The 16972-nt window shown below is 68.4% G+C and carries 14 protein-coding genes and 1 pseudogene; 9 read left to right on the forward strand and 6 right to left on the reverse strand.

What is annotated here, in order from left to right; all coding sequences use genetic code 11:
- Window positions 1-27: 27 nt before the first annotated feature.
- The gene (locus ACFV9C_RS33225) at window positions 28-1011 is read right to left on the reverse strand and encodes a LacI family DNA-binding transcriptional regulator (RefSeq protein WP_380199721.1); all 984 of its coding nucleotides are present in this window, start codon (window positions 1009-1011) and stop codon (window positions 28-30) included.
- Between the two features lie 63 nt (window positions 1012-1074).
- On the opposite strand from ACFV9C_RS33225, the gene ACFV9C_RS33230 reads away from it, so the two are divergent.
- Together ACFV9C_RS33230 and ACFV9C_RS33235 are read left to right on the forward strand one after the other, a co-directional pair.
- Window positions 1075-2373: an acyl-CoA dehydrogenase family protein gene (locus ACFV9C_RS33230; RefSeq protein WP_380199723.1), complete on the forward strand. Its 1299-nt coding sequence runs from the start codon at window positions 1075-1077 to the stop codon at window positions 2371-2373.
- Window positions 2373-3575 carry an acyl-CoA dehydrogenase family protein gene (locus tag ACFV9C_RS33235; protein WP_380199725.1) on the forward strand — a complete coding sequence of 401 codons (1203 nt, stop codon included), beginning with the start codon at window positions 2373-2375 and terminating at the stop codon, window positions 3573-3575. Before ACFV9C_RS33230 ends, ACFV9C_RS33235 begins: the two co-directional genes overlap by 1 nt.
- Window positions 3576-3684: 109 nt before the next feature.
- Here the strand turns inward: ACFV9C_RS33235 and ACFV9C_RS33240 are convergent, their stop codons facing one another.
- Entirely contained in the window at window positions 3685-7890 is a 4206-nt protein-coding gene (locus ACFV9C_RS33240) for a S8 family serine peptidase (RefSeq protein ID WP_380199727.1), read from the reverse strand.
- A 132-nt stretch (window positions 7891-8022) separates the two neighbouring features.
- Between ACFV9C_RS33240 and ACFV9C_RS33245 the strand changes: the two genes are divergently transcribed.
- The 4 genes from ACFV9C_RS33245 to ACFV9C_RS33260 all read left to right on the forward strand — a co-directional run bounded on the left by ACFV9C_RS33245 (window position 8023) and on the right by ACFV9C_RS33260 (window position 12497).
- On the forward strand, window positions 8023-8997 hold the full coding sequence (locus ACFV9C_RS33245) for a helix-turn-helix domain-containing protein (RefSeq protein WP_380199729.1): 975 nt from the start codon (window positions 8023-8025) through the stop codon (window positions 8995-8997).
- Window positions 8998-9137: 140 nt separating this feature from the next.
- Window positions 9138-10034 carry a hypothetical protein gene (locus tag ACFV9C_RS33250; RefSeq protein WP_380199731.1) on the forward strand — a complete coding sequence of 299 codons (897 nt, stop codon included), beginning with the start codon at window positions 9138-9140 and terminating at the stop codon, window positions 10032-10034.
- A gap of 232 nt (window positions 10035-10266) precedes the next feature.
- Window positions 10267-11847, forward strand: coding sequence for a flavin monoamine oxidase family protein (locus tag ACFV9C_RS33255; RefSeq protein WP_380199733.1), 1581 nt, complete (start codon window positions 10267-10269; stop codon window positions 11845-11847).
- Window positions 11844-12497, forward strand: coding sequence for a Rid family hydrolase (locus tag ACFV9C_RS33260; protein ID WP_380199735.1), 654 nt, complete (start codon window positions 11844-11846; stop codon window positions 12495-12497). Before ACFV9C_RS33255 ends, ACFV9C_RS33260 begins: the two co-directional genes overlap by 4 nt.
- Window positions 12498-12515: 18 nt before the next feature.
- Here ACFV9C_RS33260 and ACFV9C_RS33265 read toward each other — a convergent pair whose 3' ends face one another.
- Both ACFV9C_RS33265 and ACFV9C_RS33270 read right to left on the reverse strand, forming a co-directional pair.
- Entirely contained in the window at window positions 12516-12932 is a 417-nt protein-coding gene (locus tag ACFV9C_RS33265) for a hypothetical protein (protein ID WP_380199737.1), read from the reverse strand.
- Window positions 12933-13024: 92 nt separating this feature from the next.
- Window positions 13025-13159 carry a hypothetical protein gene (locus tag ACFV9C_RS33270; protein ID WP_380199739.1) on the reverse strand — a complete coding sequence of 45 codons (135 nt, stop codon included), beginning with the start codon at window positions 13157-13159 and terminating at the stop codon, window positions 13025-13027.
- 96 nt (window positions 13160-13255) lie between these two features.
- Here ACFV9C_RS33270 and ACFV9C_RS33275 point away from each other — a divergent pair, with 96 nt between their 5' ends.
- Complete coding sequence (locus ACFV9C_RS33275; protein WP_380199741.1) at window positions 13256-13732, forward strand: hypothetical protein; 477 nt, start codon at window positions 13256-13258, stop codon at window positions 13730-13732.
- 78 nt (window positions 13733-13810) lie between these two features.
- Window positions 13811-14551 carry a hypothetical protein gene (locus tag ACFV9C_RS33280; RefSeq protein ID WP_380199743.1) on the forward strand — a complete coding sequence of 247 codons (741 nt, stop codon included), beginning with the start codon at window positions 13811-13813 and terminating at the stop codon, window positions 14549-14551.
- A gap of 77 nt (window positions 14552-14628) precedes the next feature.
- Here ACFV9C_RS33280 and ACFV9C_RS33285 read toward each other — a convergent pair whose 3' ends face one another.
- Both ACFV9C_RS33285 and ACFV9C_RS33290 read right to left on the reverse strand, forming a co-directional pair.
- Window positions 14629-14982, reverse strand: a complete 354-nt coding sequence (locus ACFV9C_RS33285) for an NUDIX domain-containing protein (protein WP_380199745.1) — start codon at window positions 14980-14982, stop codon at window positions 14629-14631.
- Between the two features lie 622 nt (window positions 14983-15604).
- Window positions 15605-15964, reverse strand: a complete 360-nt coding sequence (locus tag ACFV9C_RS33290; RefSeq protein WP_380199747.1) for a hypothetical protein — start codon at window positions 15962-15964, stop codon at window positions 15605-15607.
- Window positions 15965-16462: 498 nt separating this feature from the next.
- On the opposite strand from ACFV9C_RS33290, the pseudogene ACFV9C_RS33295 reads away from it, so the two are divergent.
- A pseudogene (locus ACFV9C_RS33295) lies at window positions 16463-16930 on the forward strand (GNAT family N-acetyltransferase).
- Window positions 16931-16972 lie beyond the last annotated feature (42 nt).

Raw genomic sequence — 16972 nt, forward strand, 5'->3', positions numbered from 1 at the left:
CACAAGAGGTCGGTCACGGCTGGTTCGTCAGCGGGTCGAGCTCTCCCGGATCCGGAGTTCGTACCCGGCCATCCGGTGCTGCGGGACGTGTTGCTCGTCGACCTGCTCCGCGAGCAGATCCAGCGCGCTCGCCGCGATGTCGCCGAGCAGCGGCGCGACCGTGCTCAGCGTCGGCGTCGACAGGCTCGACTCGACGATGTCGTCGAACCCGATCACCGACACGTCCTTCGGTACGTCGACCCCGCGGCGGTGCAGCGCCTGCAGTACGCCGAGCGCGGCCGAGTCGTTCATCGCGAAGATCCCGTCCGGCCGGAGGGTCTCGAAGGTACGGGCGATGGCCGCGGCCGCCGCGGTGGTCGTCCAGTCGCACGCGACGAGCAGCTCGGGCTCGAGCGCCGTACCGTGCTTCTTGAGTGCGGCCTGGTACCCCTGACGGCGCAGTTGGTACGACCTCTTCGGCCCGCGGTTCGCGCCGAGCAGGAGGATCCGCCGGCGGCCGGTGCCGAGCAGGTGTGTGACCGCGGCCTGGGCCGCCTCACGGTTCTTGATGCCGACGTGGTCGATCGTGCTGCCGGGCTCGCGGTCGCCGATCAGGACGACCGGATGCGCGCCGCGCTGGTCGTCCCGGCCGAGCGAGACCGCGCTCATGATCACACCGTCGGTGAGGACGTCGCCGCCACCGCGGAGCAGCTCGAGCTCGGTGTCCCGGTCGCCGCCGGTGGTCTCGACGAGGACCGTCGTACCGCGGTCCCGGGCGGCGCCGACGACCGCCTCGGCGAGGTCGGCGAAGTACCGCTCGCGGAAGCTCGGCACGGCCAGCGTCACGGTGCCGGTGCGGCCGGTGCGGAGCCGGCGGGCGGCGGTGTTCGGGCGGTACCCGAGCGCGTCCAGGCTCGCCTGGACGCGCGCACGGGTGGCGGGGGAGACGTGGACGTAGTTGTTCACCACGTTCGAGACGGTGCGCTGCGAGACGCCCGCGTGCCGCGCCACGTCGGACATGCTGACCGCCATTGCGTCAGGTTATCCCACCGGCGAGGCGTGACCTGAGTTGTAACTTCGGTTTACAGTAGCGGCATGAGCGTTCAGGAAAGGACCCGGCGGGACGCGATCGGGGTCGGTGTCGCGCTGCTGAACCGGCTGGCCCGATGGCGGGCGATCGATCGGCTGGGGCTGCGGAAACCGGCCGAGCGGGCGGTGTTCGAGGCCACCAAGACCGGATTCCGGACGGCCGGCGCGTTGTCCCGCCGGTTCACCGCGGCATCCAAGGCGGCGTCCCCGGCGCGGCTGCCCGCGGCGCGCGGGACCGGGCGGTTCGACCTGACGCCGACCGAGGATCAGCAGCTGATGGTCGAGGTGGTCCGCGAGTTCGCCGCCGACGTACTGCGGCCCGCCGCCGCCGCGGCCGACACGGCGTGTACGACGGACGCGAAGATCCTCGACGCGTCCGCCGAGCTCGGGCTGAGCCTGATCGAGGTACCAGAGGAGCTCGGCGGGATCGTCACCGAGCGCTCCACGATGACCGGCGTACTCGTGGCCGAGGCGCTCGCGCACGGCGACCTGGGCCAGGCTGTCGCGTGCCTGGCGCCGTCCGCGGTCAGTACGGCGATCTCGCTGTGGGGCGACGAGACGCAGCAGGCGACGTACCTGCCGTCCTTCACCGGCTCCTCCGTACCGCCGGCCGCGCTGGCGCTGCTCGAACCGCGGGCGCTGTTCGACCCGTTCGAGCTGCGGACGCGGTACACCGGCGGGCTGCTGAACGGCGTGAAGTCGCTGGTACCGCGGGCCGCCGAGGCGGAGCTGTTCGTGATCGGCGCGCAGACCGACGCGGGGCCGCGGCTGTTCGTGGTCGAGCCGGACCACCCGGGCGTGACGATCGAGGCCGAGCCGTCGATGGGGCTCCGGGCGGCGTCGCTGTCGCGGGTGATCCTGACCGACGTACCGGCGGTGCCGCTCGGGACCTCAGACGACTATCGCGAGTGCGTGCGGTTGTCGCGGCTCGGGTGGTGCGCGTTGGCCTTGGGTACGGCGCGGGCCGTGCTGGACTACGTGACGCCGTACGTGAACGAGCGTGAGGCTTTCGGTGAGCCGATCAGTCATCGGCAGTCGGTCGCGTTCATGGTGGCGAACATCGGGATCGAGCTCGAGGGCATGAAGCTGGTGACGTACCGGGCCGGATCGCGTGCGACGCAAGGGCTTTCGTTCGACCGGGAGGTGGCGCTGGCGCGGCACCTGTGTGCGGAGAAGGGCATGCAGATCGGGACCGACGGCGTACAGCTGCTCGGCGGGCACGGGTTCGTGAAGGAGCATCCGGTCGAACGCTGGTACCGCGACCTGCGGGCCATCGGCATCATGGAAGGCGCGGTGCTGGTCTGATGATCAACCTCGAGACTCCTCGCAAGTTCAAGGCGTTCGTCAACCAGGCGCACCAGGTCGCGGCCGAGATGCTGCGGCCGAACTCGCGGCGCTACGACCTGGCCGAGCACGAGTACCCGGTCGAGCTGGACATGCTGGCCGCGATGGTCGACGGACTGGGGGCCTCAGGCACCGGTTCCGGCGCGGGTGCGGGCGGAGTACGGCGTACCGCCGCGTCGGAGGACGGGGTGGTGAACGGGTCGAACCTGTCGTCGGTGCTGTCGATCATGGAGATGTGCTGGGGCGACGTCGGACTGCTGCTGTCGATGCCCCGCCAGGGCCTCGGGAATTCGGCGATCGCGTCGGTCGCGTCCGACGAACAGCTGAAACGCTTCGACGGCGTCTGGGCGGCGATGGCGATCACCGAACCTGACTGCGGATCGGACTCTGCCAGCATCCGTACCACCGCCCGCCTGGACGGCGACGCGTACGTGTTGGACGGCGAGAAGATCTTCGTCACCGCCGGCGGCCGCTGCGACGCGGTCGTCGTCTGGGCCACCCTGGACAAGTCCCTCGGCCGGGCCGCGATCAAGTCGTTCGTGGTCATGAAGGACACGCCCGGCATGACCGTCGAACGCCTCGAACACAAGCTCGGCATCCGCGCCTCCGACACCGCCACGATCCGCTTCGACAACTGCCGCGTCCCCGCCGCCAACCTGCTCGGCACCGCCGACATCGACAAGGGTTTCGCCGGCGTCATGCAGACCTTCGACAACACCCGCCCCCTGGTCGCCGCGATGGCCGTAGGCTGCGCCCGCGCCGCCCTCGAACTCACCCGCGACCTCCTCGCCGAGGCCGGCGTACACGTCGACTACGACCGCCCCGCCGCCCGCCAGTCCCACGCGGCCGCGACCTACCTGGCCATGGAAGCCGACTGGGAAGCCGCCTACCTCCTCACCCTCCAGGCCGCCTGGATGGCCGACAACTCCCAACCCAACTCCCTCCAAGCCTCCATGGCCAAAGCCAAAGCCGGCCGGACCGCCAACGACATAACCCTCCGCTGCGTAGCCCTCACCAACACCCTCGGCTACTCCGAACACCACCTCCTGGAAAAGTGGTCCCGCGACAGCAAAATCCTCGACATCTTCGAGGGAACCCAACAAATCCAGCAGTTGATCGTCGCCCGCCGCCTCCTCGGCAAAACCTCGGCGGAACTCAAATAGCCTTACCCACAAGCGAATACAGGACAACCTCAGAGCAGTCCTGGGCCAGCTCAGGGCGTCCTGCACCGTACGGCGGTCCTCGGTGGGACCGCCGTACGGACGAGGGTGATCAGTAGTGGAAGGTCTGGATCTGGCTGCCGTCTCCGGCGTAGGTCCAGCCTGTTCGGGTTGTCGGGTCGAGTTGGATGCCTTCGCCGGCAAGGGACGACATGGTGTCCAGCAGGTGCAGGTTGGTGAAGTCGAAGCCGCCGATGGTGTTGATCACCGTGCCGCTGGTGAGGTCGACGACGACGAGTTGGCTGGTGGCGTTGTTGTCCTCCTGGATGTTTCCGCCGTAGTGCTGCCGTCCAACGGGCGAGCCGAAGGCGACGATCGCGAGGTTGTTCGGTCCGTCGACGGCCATCGCCAGCGGGAACTGTTTGCGGATCGCCGTCGCCGGCTTGGCCGTCGACGTGGCGAGGTCGGTCTGCTGGATGGTGGCGTCGCCGGCGAAGTTGACGCTCACCGACCGGTATCCGAGTTGGCCGAGGGCGCCGTTGTCGTTGTCGGTCAGGGCGTTGACGCACCTGGGTGTCGATCGGACCGAGGCGGTCGCGGCGTCGAGGTCGATGGTGGACAGATAGCCGGATCCGGTGAAGCAGATCAGGCGCCCGGAGACGGTGGAGGCGTAGACCGTGCCGGTCGACTCGTCGACGGTGAGGAGCTGGAGCTGCCCGGCGATGGATCGTCCGGCGTCGGCGTTGATCGGTTGTCCGATGGAGCCGTCGGTGAGGTCGACGGAGACGACCAGGTCGGCTCCGGTCGGGGCGTGCAGCAGGAGTGCTGCGCGATGGCGTCGGTGATCGACTCGGCCCGCGACGAATCTGCCCGGCAGTTCGACCGTGGCGAGGTGGGTGCCGGCGCTCGGTGCGTACGTCTGGACGGTGTCCGCGTTGTCGGATCGGCCGATGACGACGGCACGGTCGGCGTCGGTGTCGACCCCGATGACGTCGTACTGGTGGGACGGGTCGGTGTCCGTGGCGAGGATCGGGCCATAGGTACCGGTGTTGGTCTGGTAGGAGCGCAGGCTCATTGCCCAGTTGGCGTCGCGGGTGACGACGACGGATGGTCCGTTGCCGGTCGCGGCGAACGCGTCGACGTAGGAGTCGTCGGGTGCTGGGCCGTTCTGGTAGACGAGCATCGAGCTGGCGGAGGCCTGACCGAGCACGTTTCCGGTAGGTCCGGTTGCCAGGACACGGAGGCTGTAGAGGTTCGATCCGACGAGCTTGAGCGTCTTGACGGACAGATCCGCCGTACCCGTTGTCCCTGAGACCGGCTGGTAGACGACCGAACCGGTGTCGACGCCGTCGGCGTCGCGCTGGGTTCCGTTGTGGTTGATGAAGGTGTTGATCGAGTTGAAGAGGTTCGGTGCCGGCGCGGCGATCTCGACGACTGCGCCGGTGGCGCCGGCGACCGTGCTGACGTCGTACCCGACGGTGAAGTCCGGGGCGGCGTCGGTGGCGACGAGCAGATGACCCGCTGGCGTGTCGGTGGCGCTCAGGGTCGGCGCTTGCGGACGGCCGGCGATGCCTGCTCCGTCGACTCGGACCGAGGCGAAGTCGCCGTACACGTCAGAGCTGGTCGGCGAACCGTCGGTGGACTTCTGGGCATAGCCGATGCCGTAGACGCCGCCTCCGGTGAAGGCCGATGCCGGGATGGTGACGATTCCGTGGTCGCTGGTGAGTGGTACTCGGTAGGCAGGGCTGAAGAGCGGGCTGAGCACCGGGTTCCAGTGGCCGACATGCGATACGAGAAGTGCGGGGTCCTTGAGCGCTGTGGCTCGTACGCCGCGCAGGTCGTACGTCACCTCGACGTCGTGGCCCGCCTTGACGACGGGTGCGACCACCGGGGCCGGGGCTTCGGTGAAGGTGCCGTCGGTCGGGCCGAAGGTCAGGGAGCGTGTCGTCGACACGACAGCCTTGTCGCCCGACAGGACGGTGAACGTGTAGTCGAGCGTGCGGTTGCCCGTGGCGGCGACTGGCAGCCCGGCGTCGGCGAGCATGACCGACGGCAGCAGCCGGATCGACGGCGTGTCCGACATGTGGTCGTGCCCGTTGATGGTCAGCCGGTAGGTGACGTTCTTGCGCTTCGACATGCCGAGGACGTCGGCGGCGATGGTGACGGGGCCGATGAGTCCCATCCCGTTGCCGCCGCCGGGCAGCGTCGGGCCGGTGGGGTGGGCGCCGGAGAGATCGATCAGCTGCTGGTCGGTGTCCTCGGTGAACCTGGCGCCGAGTCTGCCGTTCGCGACCCGGTGCGCGACCGAGACGCGGACGATCTCCGGCTTGCCGGCGGGGGTCACCGATTCCACGGCCGCGGTGAGGTCGAGCTGATTGCCGACCTGGAGGGGGCGGTCGTTCTGCTCGGGGGTCGCAACTGGCCTGCCGGTCGCGATCAGCCGGTCTCGGACCTGGGCGGGCGTCATGGTCTGTCCGGCCAGCTTCACGGTCTGCAGGAGGACAGCGGCTGCTGCGGCGACCTCTGGAGCGGACGCTGAAGTACCGCCGCTGAGCGTCGGAACGACCGCGTGCGCATCACCACCAAGCCGGTGCGAGTAGACGACGATGCCGTCGCTGGGCGCCGAGACATTGATCCGTTGCCCGAACCCGGAGGAGAACGCGCCGGATCCGTTGAACCGTGTCGTGGCGTACGTCGCGACGCCCGCCGCGGGGTCGGCCGACCGTGGGGACACGGTCAGCGTGTCGTCGAGCGTGGTGCCACCGACCGCGATCGCGCCGCTGTCCAGGACCCGCGACGGGGTCGTCGACAGTTGGTCGTCGCCGATCGACGTGGCATCCGCGGCCGACGAGGCCAGATCGGTCGGGGTACTGCCGCCGTCCGGTCCGATCGCGGCAGGGGTGTAGAGCCGGGTTCCGTCGTTGCTCGAGATACAGACGACGATGTTGTACTTCGAGACGATCGTACGAACCACCGACTGGATCACCGGATCGTCTTCGAGGTAACGGCCGGGGAAGCCGAAGCTGTCCGTGCCAAAGCCCAGGCTCGCGGTGATGACTGTCGGCCGCGGGGTCTGCTGAGCCGCTGCGAGCAGTGCGACGGTGACCTGGTCGATCGTCGGTGTCTGCGGCACGACGAGCCGGTAGTCGGCGCCCGGAGCGATGCCGAGCAGGTCGGTGGCGCCCGTCCCGAGTGCCTCGGACCGCTGCTGGTCGTGCGGCAGCGGTGCCATCACGCCGAAGTCCAGCAGCACCTCGCCCAGACCCGGGTCCTGGTTCCGCGTCGAGCCCAATGGGTCGAGTGTGCCGTCGGGGCCGGCGGTGTACGTCGGGATGAGCGGCATCGCCGGGAGGTCGAGGTAGCGCTGGCCGTCCTTGACGACGGTGGTCGGGCCGTACTGCTTGACGTACGGATCCGTCATCGAGGCGTCGGTGAGGTCGCCGATGGAGACGTTGGTGATCGTCTGGCCCGCACCGGGGAGCTGGCCCCAGCGGTCCTTGATCAGCCGGTAGGCGCCCATCGCGTTGACCCCACCGGCGTTGAGGAAGCTCTGCAGCGAGCTGGTCAGGCCGAAGTTCGACGGCAGCCCGGGCGCGCTCGCGGCCGACGTGGCCGGCGTACTCGCGGTGGCCGGCGAGCCGGTACCTGCTGCCAACGGCTCTCCGCCTGTCGACATCCCGGTGACGAAAGCGTTCGGTTCGGCGTACGAAGCGCCCGCCTTCCGGAGGGTCGCGGCAGCCGTGGCACTGGTGCCTTTCGGTACGTCGATGACGACCGCGGACGCGAGCGGCGAATCGGAGGAAACTGCCGCGGCTCGACCACCCTTGAGCATCGCGCGCGCCGTGCCGGCCCGAACAGCCCGCAGCGCGGCGGTCAGCTTGGGCTTGCCCGCCTGAATCCGAGCGCCACGCCCGGATACGGGGGAGCCGAGGACGGCGATGACCGAGCCGGGGTCGGAGGCCGGACTCTGCACGGAGAACACCTCGCGCAGCGCAGTGTCGGTCAGCGAACGCTCAGTGCCGAGCGCCGTGTGCGCGGCCGCGGGCAGGGAACGCGTCGCCAGCACCTTGCCGTTGGCGGCGAGGTGGCGCGCGGTGCCGTCCGCGGACTCGGTCACAGTGCTGCCATCGCCCAGGGGAAGGGTGCGGACAACCGCGGCGGGGGCCGGATCGGACGCGGCCGGCGTCGGTGTGGCGTCGGCCGCGGCGCTGATCGATCCGGCAACCAGGATTGTCGCTGTGGTGACGGCGATGCCGGCCGCGACGGCGGTCCGCGGCCAGGCCCGGCCGGGCCGGGGTGGGGCAGGGGTACGAGCCATGATGTCCCTTTCAATGGCGGTGCGAGGGATGCGGTGCGCCCGTGGCGTGTGCTGGAGAACCTGTCATCTGCGCCTCATTTGACGCAAGATAGCCAGATGACGAATAGTCGCCAGGTGGCGTATAAGCGCCACGTGTCTCCGTTGGACGCGATCGGCATCGAGGACGGGTCGGTCTACGAACTGCTGGTCGCGCATCCGCGCAGTACGAGCGGTGAGCTCGTCGAGCGCGCCGGCCTCGGAGCCGGCCACGTCGGCGCCGCGCTGTCGCGGCTGTGTTCGGCGGGCCTTGCGCACCGGGTACCGGGCCAGCCGGCGCGGTACACCGCGAGTGCCCCCAACGTCGTGATCGAGCCGCTCGTCGACGATCGCGAGCGCGACGTCCGGGCGGCGCGGTCCGAGCTGGAGCGGCTGACGACGTTGTACCGCGACGCGACCCGGGTGGCGCATCCGGCCGAGCTGATCGAGGTCGTCACCGGTACGGAGAACATCCACGCCCGAGTGCGGCGGGTTCAGCACGAGGCCCGCGAAGAGATCCTGGGGTTCGACCGGGCGCCGTACCTCAAACCGCCCGGCGAGAACCTCCCGTCGGAGGAACAACGTCTCCGGGACGGCGTTCGCTACCGGGTGATCTACGACCGGGACGCCGTCGCGATCCCCGGCCGCCTCGAGGGCGACATCCTTCCGGCGGTCACCCGTGGCGAGCAGGCCAGGGTTCGTGAGGAACTGCCGATGAAGCTGTTCCTGGGCGACCGTCGCGTCGCGGTCATCCCGATCTCCTCGGCCCACGGCACGGCCGACGCCGCGTACGTCGTCCACCCCTGCGCACTGCTGGACGCCCTCCTCGCGCTCTTCGAGGCCGAATGGGAGCGTGCCGTCCCGATCACCCGGGCCGGGCCGGAGACGATGCCGGACGGCGACCCGATCCCGCCGTACGCCGCCGATCTGCTGCCGCTGCTCGCGGCGGGTCAGACCGACGAACGGATCGCGCGGTCGCTCGGGCTGAGCCAGCGCACCACACAACGGCGGGTGCAGCGATTGATGACCGAGCTCGGCGCAAGCACCCGCTTCCAAGCCGGCATGGCGGCCGGTGCCCGGGGGTGGCTCTGACGGCCTGGTCTGCCGCCGGGCAACGACCTGCCCACGATGTAGCGGTTGCCTTCATGATCCCGGGAAGATCCGGGGGCCTTGTCAGACTCTGGGTGCCTGCCGGCCGGCGGGCAGTTTTGAGAGCGGGGATCATGCGTGCGATGAGGAAGCTGGTATCGGTTGCCGGGGCGGCCGGCGTGGCGGCGGGGTTGTTGACCGTGGCAACACCGGCGAGTGCTGTGGTGGGGGTTCCCGGGGCGGTCTGCACGCTGCGGACGCTGGGGATCAGCCCGGGCAAGCAGATCGTCCGGCGTGAGTACTACACGAACGCCGGCAAGGCGACGCTGTCGACGGTCGGTTACAACCCTGGCCGGATGACGTTCGTACCGAGGGCACTGGTGAACGAGCCGGGCGCGGGCGGTGCGCCGTACGTCAACGACCACTACTTGGCCAACTATACGAACGGGTACCTGTACCGCGTTCTGGCGGTTGGTCAGACGAGCTACAACGATGTCCAGGTCTCGGCGAAGGCGGTGGCTTCGGGGTGGGGGAGTATCCGGTCGCTGAACTTCAGCCCCTCTGGTACGGCGGGCGGGAACTACCTGTACGGCCTCGCGGACAACGGTGGCTTCTACCGCTACGTGTACGGCGACACCACGGCTCCGCACTCCCGGGCGACGATCGGTTCGTCGGGCTGGCTGGGTGTGAAGACCCTCGACTACGACCGGACCGTGACCATCCCGGGTACGTCGCGGAAGGCCGACGTGTTCCTCGCGACCAGCTCCGACGGTCGTCTGATGGAGTACACGATCCCGCTCGACACTCCGTCCAAGTGGACGCGCCGTGATCTGAAGACCTCGGGCTGGAACGTCTTCAAGTCGCTGCAGACCGAGGACTGCTACGTCAACGGTGCCGCGTCCGGGCGCATCCTGATCGGCGTCACGCCGGCCGGGTCCGCGTACCTGTACCACGACCGCAATGCACGAGACGGATCGGCCGCGGATCTGGTTGCCTACGGCAATTTCGCCACCGGCTGGACGGAGAAGTTCTCCGGCTGACCGCGCTACCGGGACTGGATGCAGCCTAGGGGCCGGTGTCAGGATGCCGGCGGCGAGGCCGTGCGCGGGAGCCGGTGCTGGTCGCGGACGGTGCCGGGGTGACGGGATGAATCGTCGGTGCGTAACATACCTGCCGGTACGAGCGTCTGGTCTTTACGGTCCTGACACACGATGAAAACATCATGTCCTTACTTTTCTGGTCAGCTATCCGTTGCCCAGTGAGGAGTAAGGTATGGCGCAGACCAGACGGCAGTTCCTGCAGCAGGTCGGTATTACCGGTGGGGCGGGTGTCCTGTACTCGACGATGTCGGCGCTCGGCCTCACGAGCGTGGCCGACACTCCCGCGTACGCCGCCCCGGCGCGGGTGGAGCTGAACGGCCGGAACAAGCACGTCGTCATCCTCGGCGCGGGCATTGCCGGGCTGACATCGGCGTACGAACTGCTGAAGGCCGGGTACAAGGTCACGCTGCTGGAGGCCAGGAACCGTCCCGGTGGCCGCAACTGGACGGTGCGCGGCGGCACCGTGGAGACCGATCTCGCCGGCAACACGCAGCGCGCGGCGTTCTCGCCGGGTCAGTACATGAACGCGGGTCCGGGGCGGCTGCCGCAGCATCACGTGACGCTCGAGTACTGCCGCGAGCTGGGGGTCGCGATCGAGCCGTTCGTCAACCAGAACGCCGACGCCTACCTGTACCGCGAAGGCTCCACCGCCCTGTCGAACAAGCCGATCCGGCATCGCACCGCCAAGGCGGACGTCTACGGGTACGTCGCCGAGCTGCTGGCGACCGCCACCGATCAGGGTGCCCTCGACGCGCTGCTGACGGCCGCCGACAAGGAGGCGCTGATCGGCTTCCTCGGCGGTTTCGGCTCGATCGGGAACAAGGCGTCCGGCTTCGCCTACACCGGCAGCGATGGTCGTCGCGGTTACACGGTCGAGCCGGGTGCGGGGTTGGAGGCCGGTACGACGGCCGCGCCGTACGCGCTGAGCGACGTGTTCGCCAGCGGTGTCGGCAACTACTTCTCGTTCGAGTTCGGCTGGGACCAGGCGATGATGATGTTCCAGCCGGTCGGCGGGATGGACCGGATCCCGTACGCGTTCGAGAACGCGATCGGCAAGGACAAGATCCGGTACGGCGCCGAGGTGACCGGTCTGCGCAACACGGCGTCCGGTGTGGAGATCACCTACACGAGCGGCTCGCGGACCCGCGTACTCACTGCGGACTACGCGATCTGCACGCTGCCACCGCACCTGGCCGCGAAGGTCCCGTCCAACTTGCCGGCGCCGATCACCGAGGCGTTGCGGTACGCACGTCCGACGAACGCGGGCAAGATCGGCATCGAGTACGGGCGCCGCTGGTGGGAGGAGGACCACAAGATCTACGGCGGCATCACCAACAGCTCGCTCGACACCGTCAACACCTGGTACCCGTCGTACAACTTCCATGGCGAACGCGGCACCCTGATCGGCTACTACAACACCGGAACGAACGCGAACACGTACGGCGCGCTGACGCCGCCGGCCCGGTTGGCGCGCGCGTTGTCGCAGGGTGCGAAGATGCACGGTGACGTCTACACCAAGGACGTCAAAGCCTCGTTCTCGGTCAACTGGATGGGCACGAAGTACTCCGAGGCGTCCTGGGTCAGCTGGCCGTCGCAGACCGACGGAATCTACGCGCGGCTGCTCGATGCCACCGGCAACATCTACTTCGCCGGTGACCACCTGTCCCACGTGATCGCCTGGCAGCACGGCGCGATCACGTCCGCTCGCGCGACGGTGACCGCGCTGCACAGCCGAGTGGCGGCGGGCCGATGAGGACGCGCCTGATCGCCGGGGCCGTCGCGCTCGTCCTGTCCTTCGGGGCAGGCACCGCGACGGCCGCCGGATGGTGGGACAAGCCGAAGCCGCCGAAGCCGGGCACGGTCGTGCCGGCACTCCCGGCCGGCCAGTCCAACCCGATGATCGCCACCGGTGTCGGCATCGGCGCCAACACGCCGGTCTACAAGACGAGCGGCATCGGGCCGTCGGATTTCAACACCGGCGCGCCGGCCGGCAGCGAGGCGTCGTACATCGACACCGCCGTCTTCCCGGGCGGCGCGCTGCCGGCCGGCGTCACGATCACCGAGGCCCAAGGAATCAACGTCCTCCGGCGGATCGGCGAGAACCTGGCCGCGGCCGGACTCTCGTACACCGACGTCTACACGATGCGCGTCTTCCTCCAGAACCCGGCCGGCGCCGCCACCGCCGACTTCGCCGGCTGGAACCGCGCGTACCGCCAGTACTTCGCCAACACCGACCTGACCACCGGCGCCTATGTCCCCGTCCCGCTGGGTACGGCGGCGCCCGCCAAGCCCTTTGTGGTCAACAAATCCCGCCCGTCCCGCTTCGCCCTCGAAATCGAGAACCTCCCGGTCACCGGCTGGCTCGTCGAAGTCGAGGTCGACGCGGCCTATCCGGCCAAATAGCGGATCTGCTCTGACTCGTCACTCGGCGGCGATCTCCCAGCCGTTCGCCGCCGAGTGGCAGATCAGGTCCAGGATCCTCCCGCGGGTACCACGGACTCGGTTTCGCCTCGGCAGGCGGCGAGGAACGACGTGGCCTGGTTGGCGAAGCCGTCCGCCAGGTGCGGTGGCTACCCGGAGCGGTTCCAGATCGGTGCCGACCTTCTCTCCGTAGATCGCGACCCCCAACGAGTCCGCCGTCGCGTGCGGCGAATACGACACGTCGACGGCCAGCGAAGCACCGTTGCTGAACCTGATCAGCGCGTTCGCCAGGTCCTCGACATCGTTGCCACCGGCACCCGCATCCGCAGCGCGGTAGCGGTCTTGGCCCCAGATGTCGTTCCGGGCGCCCAACCGGTCGTAGGTGTTGGCGCTGACGGTGACCACCTCGGGTACCACGCGAGGTCGATCATATGTACGCCGAAGTCCATCACCGGGCCGCCGCCGGACAGCGCCCTGGAGACGAACCAGCCGCCCGGGTTGGCCAGTCGCTACAGGCAGCTCGCCTTCGCGTAGTAGATCGGCCCGAGCATCCCGGCTTCCAGGTGGAAGTTGGTCGCGTGCTGGCGGACCATTCCGACCTGCACGACGCGGTCGGACGTGTCTGCGGCACGTTGACGCGACACCCTGACGTCCTCTCGTACGTCGTGAGCTTCGTAGCCGTCTGGGCATGGGCTATGACCTGACAAAGCTGCGGTGCGCGTCGCGCTGTCTGGCAGATGATGACTGTTGCGGAAGCGAAGTCGCTGGCCTGCCGGGTGCTAGCTGACGAGCTGCCCCGGCGCTGGGCGCACACTCAGGGTGTAGCCGGCCGCGCTCGGACTCTGGCGCCCATCCTCGGCGATCGGTCCGAACTCATCGAGGTGGCTGGCTACATGCACCTGCGCGATGTGGTCGGCGCCGACGCTGTGGTGTGCCAGCTCGTCGCACACCACTCGGGAGCCGCGGTCGAGGCGGACGAGCGGGGCATCGACGCACTCGGACGGGAGTTCGCAGTACCTGAGCCGGGTCTGCTGCACGCGCTGACGTACTGCGACTTGACCGCGGACGTGAACGGGCGCCCGGTGAGTGTGGAGGAACGCCTCGGGGAGATCCTGACTCGATATCCGCGCGGGCACGTGGTGCACCGCTCGGTCGTCCGTTCAAGCCCCGCGCTGCGCTCGGCCGTCGTCGACGTTCAGCAACGGCTTTCTGCTTAGCCCAGCTCGTAGTCAGATCGGGTCATCAAACGCGCAGCCTTGGTGCTGTGTACGGCCTGCTGGTGGGACTCTTGAGCGGTGAGGACGGTGCGGCCCGATGAGGCGCTTGCGTTGTGGGACGGGTTCCCGGTTGACCGGCAGCCGCGGCCGATCGTGTTGATGGGGTTCGCGATCGGCCCGGGCGGGGGCCCGACGGTTGAGGACAAGACCGTTGTCTTGCGGAATGCGCCGGTGGTGTCGGACGTCGACATGCCGTCGTGGCTGCTGGAGGCCCTGCAGCCGGCGTATCCGGAGCAGCAGCAGTCCGATCCTGTCCAGGTGCGGTCGGTTCGGCGCGTGTACCCGGAGTTCCGCACGGATCGCGGGCACCGGCCGCTTCCGGCGTACCGCGTCGAGTTCAAGGGAACAATGTTCCGGCCAGGGCATGCACCTAATCCGAAGCTCGAGGGGAGGGGATACCCGGCGATGCTCGCGCTGGACCCGCGGGTGGAGGCAACCACGTGGTGGCCGCCTGGCCTTGATTCCTCGTATCGCGGCGGGTTGCGTCACCTTCCGCCCGCTGTACTGGTCGATGGCGAACGAACGATCAGGGCGATGGTGACCGGTTCGCCGCCGGCCTATACCGACGTCCGGGTGTCCGCCGTACTCGAGTCCCGCACCGCCGTACTGCTCGTGATCGATCATGCGCCGCATCCGGGTGTAGAGGTGATTCCCCTGGCCGCAGTCGGACGGCTGGTCATCGCCAGCCTCTCCACGCCGCTGGGCGCACGGGTCCTGCTTCAGGCGGACGGCATTCCCATCGAGGTACTGCCCGGCTAATCGAGACCAGAGGTAGCAGACAGGACCCACCGTTGTAACGCCATGGCAGCGCCTCCCCCTGGTCGGTCCGCGTCCAGTTAGTCGAAGTAGAACGTTGCGCCGGGCTCGAGGTAGTGGTCGATGCGGCGGCGCATGGTCGAGTTCATCTGGAGGTCGTTGAGTTCGGATGGTGGGATCCAGGTGTAGATGCCGAGGACGTCGAGGATCTCGCAGTCGATGCCGGTCTCTTCCTTGGTTTCGCGTACGCCGGCTTGCGACATCGATTCGCCGAGGTCGATCGCCCCACCGGGAAGCGCCCAGTTGCCGTTGTCGGAGCGTTCGATCATCAGGATCTCGCCCGCCTCGTTCTCGATCACGACGTTCACCGACGGGACCATACTGTTCGCGGCCGGCGCGCCAGGATCGTCGTAGTAGTCGATTCGCCGGGCCATCACGTCTCCGTCATCGGGGTCGCGTCGTCCCACACGCGTTCGAAGCTCTGCAGATAGTGCTGCGCAAGTTCACCGCCGGAGATCTTACGGAGTGCCACGGCGGCGCCTGCGCTGCTGGTAGGCCGTACACGTGGGTGTTGACGAACAACCGATCGTCGCGGGCGCCCGCTTTAGCCTTCTTCCGGAGCATTCGCTGAAGACCGCTGGCCTCGGCCAGGGAACAAGCCGGCGTAGAACGAGGATGCCGATCTCGGCGCTGGCGGACTCGAACAGTTGACGCCACTCGTCAGCCGGAGCGTCGGCGCGGTGTGGATAGACGCGGACGAGTTCGCTCTCGGACAGCGCCGCGGCGCAGTCTCGCATCAGGGCGTCCGGCCAGAGGTACGACTCGTCCCGGCCGAGTCGCATCGTCAGGCGATGCCGGTTGCGGGGGAACGGGACGATATCGCCCGTGACCCATCGCTCGAGGACTTGACGTTGACTTCCAGCTCCTCTGCGAGTGCATGATGGGTCAGGCCTTGCTCCACCATCGCTGCTCGCAGTCGTTCGTTAGGCACAGGATCTAACCTAAGACATTTGAGGACTTCTCGAGCCCGCCTCCTCGGCGAGACCTCGGCGGAGCTCAAATGGCCTTACCCACCAGGAAATACAACCCGCCGGACGGGAGCATGCGATCGACCTGCAACAAGCGGCGTACGACGCGCAGTTGGCTGCCGGCTTGCCTGTCGGTGACCTGGGGCGCGAGGTTCTCGGTCGCGCTGAGGGGACGGTTCAGGTCGCGGCCTGTGCGTCGTACATCCACACGCTCCAGAGAAGCGGTTGGTTCGCAGACGCGTTCTCCGGACGCAGCGAACCCGTCGCAGTGGTAGCGGGACGAGGCCGAAGCTCCGCCGATGCTGCTCTGCGAAGGGTGACGATCGGCAGCGACGATCGCCGGTCTCCCCGCCTGTGCGAGCACGGTTGCCTGCACGAGCTGGCTCACATTGTGACGCCGGACCACGGACCAGACGGGCAGTTACGCGAACCCGGGTCGGCGGAGGATGGGAGTAGCAGGGGCCATCACCATGCCTGGCGAGCAAACTTCGTGTTCATCGTACGAATGGTTCTTGGCCGCCAGGCCGCAGCACGCCTGAGGCACGAGTTCAACCAGTGGGGACTGCCAACACACTAGCCCGCCGGCCATCAGGCTGTCTGGACGACCATCGACCACCTGCCTCATGGTTCAGTCCAAACCGCCAGCCCCTGATTCGCTGTGTAGACGACGATCGTGTTGTCCGCGAGTCCAGTGGATTCGAGTACGTCGAGGATCCGGCGTACCTCGCCGGCAGCGCGGGGGAGTGCCGCGAGTAGTACGGCATGCTTACGCGCGGACGGATAATGGATTGCCTCAAGCGCACTACTCACGTTGGCTGGGCAGCATGGTTGAACTGCGTACTGATCGCCTCGTGCTCCGTCGATGGCAAGAATCCGACCTCGAGCCATGAATGCCGATCCCGAGGTCCGGGAGCACCTGGGCGACCTGCTGACCCGCGAACAGAGCGATGCCTCTGTCGCGCGGTTCCAGGCCGAGTTCGACCAGCGCGGGTACGGATGGTGGGCAGTTCAGGTGCAGGCCACCGGCGAGTTCATCGGGTTCGCGGGCTTGGATCCGGTGGATGACGGCCTGCCGTTCACAGGCGTGGAGATCGGCTAGCGGCTCGCCCGCTCGGCCTGGGGCCACGGTTACGCCACTGAGGCCGCCCGGGCCGGCTTGGCCTTCGGCTTCGACACGCTCGAACTCCCCGAGATCCTCGCCGTGACGACTGCCGGCAACCTTCGCTCCCAAGCTGTGATGCACCGGATCGGCATGACCCGAGACCCGGCCGACGACTTCGACGACCCTACCGAACCCGACGGGCCGCTGCGTCCCAACGTGCTGTACCGAATCGCCCGTGGCGCCAGCGCCTGACGCTCTGGTTTCACGTTCAGGCAGGGGTGCATCGACCCCCCC

This window comes from Kribbella sp. NPDC059898 (assembly GCF_042730855.1).
Classification (GTDB): Bacteria; Actinomycetota; Actinomycetes; order Propionibacteriales; family Kribbellaceae; genus Kribbella.